This window comes from Nocardia vermiculata NBRC 100427, from assembly GCF_001613265.1.
GTDB classification, from domain to species: domain Bacteria; phylum Actinomycetota; class Actinomycetes; order Mycobacteriales; family Mycobacteriaceae; genus Nocardia; species Nocardia vermiculata.
Genome location: NZ_BDCA01000034.1, coordinates 59,616 through 66,132, shown reverse-complemented (window position 1 = coordinate 66,132; position 6,517 = coordinate 59,616). Strand labels below are relative to the sequence as shown.

Genomic DNA, 6,517 nt, shown 5'->3' with positions numbered 1-6,517 from the left:
TCGCGGGCGTAGAAGGCCTGCTTCCAGGTTTCGGGACGACCGACCGCGTCGATCACCACGTCGGCGCCGAAACCACCGGTCAGCTCCCGGATCGCGGTGACGGGGTCCGATTCGGTCGCGTCGATGGTGTGGGTCGCGCCGAGGTCCATCGCCCAGCGCAGTTTGCGCGGGTCGCGGTCGACGGCGATGATCGTCGATGCGCCAGACAGGCGGGCGCCGGCGATCGCGGCAGCGCCCACTCCCCCGCATCCGAACACCGCGACCGAATCGCCGCGCCCGACCCCACCGGTATTGACCGCGGCGCCGAGACCGGCCATGACACCGCATCCCAGCAACCCCGCGACCGCTGGGTCCGCGGTCGGGTCGACCTTCGTGCATTGCCCGGCGTGCACCAATGTCTTCTTGGCGAACGCGCCGATCCCCAGTGCCGGGGTGAGTTCGGTGCCGTCGACCAACGTCATCTTCTGCGCGGCGTTGAAGGTGTCGAAGCAGTACTGCGGCTTGCCGCGCCTGCAGGCTCGGCAGCGGCCGCACACCGCCCGCCAGTTCAGGATCACGAAGTCACCCACGGCGACGGAATCGACCCCAGCGCCGACACTTTCGACGGTACCGGCGGCCTCGTGTCCGAGCAAGAACGGGAATTCGCCGGTGATTCCGCCCTCTCGATAGGTCAGGTCGGTATGGCACACCCCGCATGCGGCGACCGCGACGACGACCTCCCCGGGGCCGGGATCGGGGACGACGATATCGGTCAGCTCGACCGGCGCTCCCTGCGATCGGGCGACAACTCCGCGAACCTGCTGCGGCATTTCTGGATACTCCTTCGATCTGGCGACCACGGTCGATCCCACGGCTGAGGCGACGGCGCTGCCCGTGGACCGAACTCGGCCGTCAGCGAGTTCGAAAGGGTGACCCCGGAACCAGTCAGAGATCGAGAATCAATTGAGGCGTGTGCGAGCGTGAGACGCACGGCAGGATCCGGTCACTCGCCGCTTGCTCTTCTTCGGTCAGCACGGAGTCACGATGGTCCGGGCGGCCGGCGAGGACGGCGATCTCGCAGGTACCGCAGGTGCCTTCCTCACATGAGGTGAGGATGTCGACGTCCGCCTCGACCAGCACGTCGACGATGGAACGTCCGGCGGGCACTACCAGATCCGCGCCCGTCGATGCGATTCGGACGGTGAACGATGTGTCCGCGCCCGGGGCCTCGACGTGTTTCGGGGTGAAACGCTCCGTTCGCAGTGGCATCGCGCGGCGGGCGCATGCCTCTTCGACCGCGCGGATCAGTGGCTCGGGGCCGCAGCAATAGACGTGCGCCTGTGGACCGGCCTTGGTGAGCGCGGAGTCGAGGTCGATCAGTCCGCAGTCGTCGAAGGGGAGCAACCGAACCCGGCCGCCGCCGAACTCCCGCAGCTCATCGCCGTAGGACATGGAAGCGCGGGTCCGGCCACCGTAGTACAGCGACCAGGGTGCGCCCTCAGCGGCAATCTGACGGATCATCGGTAGCAATGGCGTGATCCCGATTCCGCCGGCCAGGAACAGATAGTGCGGCGCCGACCGCAACCGAAAGTGGTTGCGGGCACTGCTGATACCGATCCGGTCGCCCGCACGGAGTTGCTCGTGCAACCACACCGATCCGCCGCGACCGCCCTTCTCACGCAGGACAGCGATCCGGTAGCAGGTGCGATCCTGGGGGTCGCCGCACAGGGAGTACTGGCGGACGATCCCGGTTCCGGTGATGACGTCGATGTGGGCACCGGGCTCCCACGGCGGCAGTTCCTCCCCGCCGGGCGTTCGCAGCTCGAACTCGACGACGTCGAGGGCGATCGTCTGCCGTCCCGCGACTACGACCTGGAGTTCTGCGGAATCGTTCATGCCGCGTCGCTCTCCGGAGTGAAAGCCACGGGCAAGGCGAAATGAGTCATCAGAGAACCACCGATCAATCCACTCTCGACGGGTTCGTCGTCGAGGCGCAGGTCCGGCAGCCGGTCGAGCAGGCGCCCGAGCGCGATCCGGAGTTCTGCCCGCGCGAGGTGCTGCCCTTGACAGACATGGGCGCCCGCACCGAAGCTGACGTGCCGATTCCGGTTCCGGTGGCGATCGAACTCCTCCGGCGCGTCGAACTCTCGCGGATCCCGGTTGGCTGCCGCGAGATCCAGCAGAACCCGATCACCCTGGGCGAGTTCGCGATCACCGACCTGCACCGGGCAGCGCATAGTGCGCGCGAACAGCTGCAACGGGGTGGTCAGCCGCAGGCTTTCCTCGATCACCTGCGGCAGCCCGCGGCGATCGGCCAGGAGTTCGTCACGCAGACCTGGCACGGTCAGCACGTGGCGGATGAGGCCGGCCAGGGCCGAACCCGTCGAGTGGTGTCCGCCGACGATGTAGGCCAGCATCAGTCCGGTGGCACCCGCGTCGTCGATTCGCTTGCCTTGCACGACACCGCCGGCCATCTCGGTGAGCATGTCGTCACGCGGGTTCTCCCGGCGGTCGGCCAGCCAGCGCCGGGTGTGGGCGGAGAACTCGTCGAACCGCGCGGGAAACTCCTCCGAACCCATCGCCGCGAAAAGCGCCGCCGCGATACCTCGGGCACGCACCGCTTCGGTCTGGTCGAGTCCGATCATCCGTCCGATCACGACAGCGGGTAGCGGCTCCGCGATCTGTTCTGCCAGGTCGGCCTTTCCGGCGGTCGCAAGGTCGTCGATCAGCAGGTCGACGACCTCGGTGATGATCGGTTCGAACGCCCGCACCGCGCGTGGGGTGAGCGGGCCGTCGAGGACCGCGCGCCACTCGGAGTGTTCGGGCTCGTCGAACTCCAGCGCGGGCACCGGAGGCAACAACCCGCTCGCTGGGATGTGCACACCATCAGCCGAGGAGAACGCGTCCGCGTCGGTCAACGCGGCACGAACATTCTCGTAGCGGGTCAGGAAGTCGAACCCGCCGTGCCGGTCGCTGTGCACCACCGGACACGCCTCGCGCATCTGCGAGTGCGCCCGGCGGACATCGGCTGCCGGCAGCGCCCGGTCGAGGTGGTCGAGGGCGGGAATTTCGTTTGTCATCATGGCTCCTTCGTCTGCGCTGACGTGCGCCGATTCTGGTGGGGACGGGCCATTCACAACTCGGCCGTGAGCATTTCGGCGATCTCTCGCAGCCGGCGTCGGTCGACCTTGCCGACCTGGCTGACCCGAGGCATCTCCGGCAACACGACGATCCGCTCGGGCCACTTGTACTTGGCGACCTCGAGGCGATCGAAGTGACCGCGAACGGCGGCGAGATCGATCTCGAACCCGTCGCGGGTCACGACGAAAGCGCAGGCCCGTTCGCCCAGCCGCTCGTCCGGCATCGCCACCAGCGCGGCCTCCGCGATCGCGTCGTGGGAGCAGAGGAGGAGTTCGACCTCCTCGGTGTTGATCTTCTCGCCGCCGCGACTGATCATGTTCTTGATCCGGCCCTCGACGGTGTAGCAGCGGACCCCGTCGATCGTCTGCTCGGCCATGAGATCACCGGTCCGGTAGAAGCCGTCGGCGGTGAACGCGGCCCGGTTGTGTTCGGCCGCATCGTAATAACCGTGCAGGGTGTAGGGACCGCGCGCACACAGTTCCCCCACCTCGCCGGGCCCCACCTCCGCCTCGGTCCCAGGCTCGTACAGCCGAATCTCGTCTCCGGGTGAAATCGGCACCCCGACGCTCGCGACTCGAGCGTCCAGCGGGAAATCCAAAGGGGTTGTCAGGCACAGTCCTTCGCTCATGCCGAATATCTGCCCGCCCCAGATCCCTTGTGCTTCCAGCGACTCCATATGCCGGCGCGGCACCTTCTTGCCACTGAACAGGACGCGCCGCAATGCGGAAGCAGCGGCCAGCCCCGGAGCCAGCGCCAGGTCGAAGACGAAGGGGCCGAGCAGGGCGTCGGTCGCGTCGTTGCGGACCACGAGGTCGAGCGCGGCCGCGGCGTCGGGAGCTCCGAGCACGAGGGTGGCCCCCACGCTGTGCGGGCCCTGTAGACCGATGATGATGCCCGCGTTGTGCACGATCGGCATCATGAACGCGATCCGGTCGCCAGGGGCCCATCCCATCGCACGGGCGAGGCTGGAACCGTAGTGCCAATAGGGGGCGTGCAGGCACGGAATCACCTTGGGCACACCGGTGGTGCCACCGGAGAGCTGGAACACCGCGAGTGACTGCCTACCGATTCCGGCTTGGACTCGTTCGACGACTGCCCGGGCTTCGGCACCGTCGATGTTCGACCCCAGTTCGTCCAATTCCACGGCGCGCGGGTCGTTGGCCGGTCCGTCGGACACCAGCACCACGCGCTCCCGCCCCTCGGCCTGTGCCAGCGCGAAGGCTTCGAGGTCGAAGCGGGGATCGCGGGCCGCGACGAGGTGCGCGACCGGGTCGGTCTGCCGTGCGATCTCGCCGATCTCGTGGCCGCGGTGGAGCGGCAGCGTACACACCGGGATCAAGCCTGCCTTGAGCAGCGCGTACCAAGCGATCACGGTGTTGGCGGTGTTGTGCACTTGCAGCAAGACCGCACCGCCCGGCCGCAGCCCGAGACGATGCAGGCCCGCGGCGCGTTGATCGGTGATCCGGTCCAGGTCCGCGAAGGACAACCGAATATCGCCGTAGATCAGCGCATCTCGGTCGGTGTGGTCCTGCGCGATGACGTGCAGGTGCTCGGCGATAGTGAGTGATTCCCACAGTCCGTCATGGACGTAGCGGGTTTCCTCCTCGGACGAGTAGAGGGCGATCTTTCCCGCGTTGTCGGGGGTCGGCGTCATGGCGTATCTCTCTTCTTCCGGCGCCGGCATCAACGCAGATCCCGCTCATAGCCGAGGACGACCTCGCGGTTCTCCCGGCGGAACTCCCGGTAGGAGACTCGTCCCGTGCGCATGAGGTATTCGAGCGCGAACTTCGTCGGATGGGTGATGGTGCGCGACGGAAGCCCCTCGTACCAGGCGATACTTCGCTTCGCGGCAGCCTGGAAGGCGTCGGCGACGGGCCTGCGCGTCCCCTCGAACACTGCCAGCCCGGCCTCGATGTCCCACGTCGCGTCGGTCATCGCCCGCGTCAGGTAGACCGCGTCCCGCATCGCGAACCGGGTGCCTGAGCCGATGGAGGGGTGAACGGTGTGCAGTGCGTCCCCGATCAGGACGAGGTTGCGGTGGGTCCACCGACCGCAGCTGACGAACTTCGTCTGGAACCAGGGAGAGTGATTGCTCCGCAATGGCATTCCGTCCAGCGAGTCGGCGAACAACTGCTCGCACAATTCACGGGACTCGTCCTCAGTCATATCGGCGAACCCGAGCCGGTCATATGTCTCCTGGCCGACCTCGACGGTGAAGTTGCTCATCTCGGCGGAAAAGCGGGAGGCGTGCACCATGAGCAGCCCGTGCTCACTGTTGTTCAGAATGATCGACGGCGCATAGGATTTCGGGGTGCCGTACCAGGCCAGCCAGTTGGTCCCGAGTTCCACGCTCGGTAGGAAATGCTCGGCGAAGCGCTCCCGCGTGCGGCTGTTGACGCCGTCGGCACCGACCACCAGATCCCAGTCGGCCAGCTCCTCTTCCGTCACCACCGCGTCGCAATCGTGCTCGATGCTCACCCCGGCCTCGAGAGCGAACTTCTCGAGTGTGTCGAGCAGCGACCAACGAGCGTTGAGATAGCTGCGGCCGACATGGACCGGCACATCGGCGCCATCGAGGCTGAGGACCATCTGCTCATGCTGGGTGCCCGCGGTGAGCGCGTCGATCACATCGGGCGCGGCGGGACGCAGCGTGCTCGCGGCACTTTCACTGAACGCCACGCCCCAGCCGTATGTCACGCCCTCCGGGTTCTGCTCCCTGACATGAACCGTGGCGCTCAGCACCGCTCGTTTCGCGATGATCGAGAAGAAGAGGCCCGCGGGCCCGCCGCCGATCACCAGGATCTTCAAAGAATTTTCCGACATCAGTGTCCGACTCCCTGCCACGACACGACCTGGCCGGCGACGCGCTCACCCAACGCCGACGCGGTCCGCAGGTCGCTGTCGCGCATGCCTTCGATGCCCTGGTCCGAATTGGATTGCGACATCGCGCCGGCGTAAGCGCCGAGCCGGTTGAGCTCGAAATCCGATCCCGTACTGCGTCCGTTACCGTCCAGCAGACCCAGCCCGATCCAGACCATTCCGTGCTGCATGGCGAACAGCCACAGCTGGGTGAGGGTGTTGAGTTTGTCCCCGGAGTGTCCGCTCGAGTTGGTGAAACCCGCGGCGAGCTTGCCCTTCCACCCCTGGCGCAGCCAGATCTTCGAGCTGGCTTCCATGAACGTCTTGAAAACCGCTGAGCCGCTGCCCATGTAGGTCGGGGTCCCGAAGATCAGCGCGTCGCAGTCGTCGAGTTGTCGGGGATCGGCGGCGACCTCCTCGGCGAAATACAGCGCGACGTCGATACCCGGGAGCGAAGCCGCGCCTTCTCCGACGGCTCTCGCTTGCGCGGCGGTGTGGCCGTAGCCACTGTCGTAGACGACTCCGATGGAGCCCATTT

Annotated in this window: 6 protein-coding genes; all 6 read right to left on the bottom strand. The window is 66.8% G+C overall.

The annotated features are described in order from the left end of the window. Positions 1 to 809 (bottom strand): alcohol dehydrogenase catalytic domain-containing protein (locus NV2_RS26580; protein ID WP_067880224.1); only part of this gene is annotated, 809 nt, incomplete at its 3' end. A gap of 115 nt (positions 810 to 924) precedes the next feature. Continuing rightward, positions 925 to 1,875, bottom strand: a complete 951-nt coding sequence (locus NV2_RS26575; protein ID WP_067880221.1) for a PDR/VanB family oxidoreductase — start codon at positions 1,873 to 1,875, stop codon at positions 925 to 927. Then, complete coding sequence (locus tag NV2_RS26570) at positions 1,872 to 3,059, bottom strand: cytochrome P450 (RefSeq protein ID WP_067880248.1); 1,188 nt, start codon at positions 3,057 to 3,059, stop codon at positions 1,872 to 1,874. The genes NV2_RS26575 and NV2_RS26570 overlap by 4 nt, the downstream gene beginning before the upstream one ends. 53 nt (positions 3,060 to 3,112) lie before the next feature. Beyond that, positions 3,113 to 4,774, bottom strand: a complete 1,662-nt coding sequence (locus NV2_RS26565; RefSeq protein ID WP_067880218.1) for an AMP-binding protein — start codon at positions 4,772 to 4,774, stop codon at positions 3,113 to 3,115. A gap of 29 nt (positions 4,775 to 4,803) precedes the next feature. After that, on the bottom strand, positions 4,804 to 5,943 hold the full coding sequence (locus NV2_RS26560; protein ID WP_067880215.1) for an FAD-dependent monooxygenase: 1,140 nt from the start codon (positions 5,941 to 5,943) through the stop codon (positions 4,804 to 4,806). Continuing rightward, on the bottom strand, positions 5,943 to 6,515 hold the full coding sequence (locus tag NV2_RS26555; protein WP_067880245.1) for a flavodoxin family protein: 573 nt from the start codon (positions 6,513 to 6,515) through the stop codon (positions 5,943 to 5,945). The genes NV2_RS26560 and NV2_RS26555 overlap by 1 nt, the downstream gene beginning before the upstream one ends. Positions 6,516 to 6,517: the final 2 nt, after the last annotated feature.

Excerpts from the sequence above, each read along its gene's own strand:
- NV2_RS26565 (WP_067880218.1), bottom strand. The coding sequence starts at position 4,774 with ATGACGCCGACCCCCGACAACGCGGGAAAGATCGCCCTCTACTCGTCC.
- NV2_RS26575 (WP_067880221.1), bottom strand. The coding sequence starts at position 1,875 with ATGAACGATTCCGCAGAACTCCAGGTCGTAGTCGCGGGACGGCAGACG.
- NV2_RS26560 (WP_067880215.1), bottom strand. The coding sequence starts at position 5,943 with ATGTCGGAAAATTCTTTGAAGATCCTGGTGATCGGCGGCGGGCCCGCG.
- NV2_RS26570 (WP_067880248.1), bottom strand. The coding sequence starts at position 3,059 with ATGACAAACGAAATTCCCGCCCTCGACCACCTCGACCGGGCGCTGCCG.
- NV2_RS26555 (WP_067880245.1), bottom strand. The coding sequence starts at position 6,515 with ATGGGCTCCATCGGAGTCGTCTACGACAGTGGCTACGGCCACACCGCC.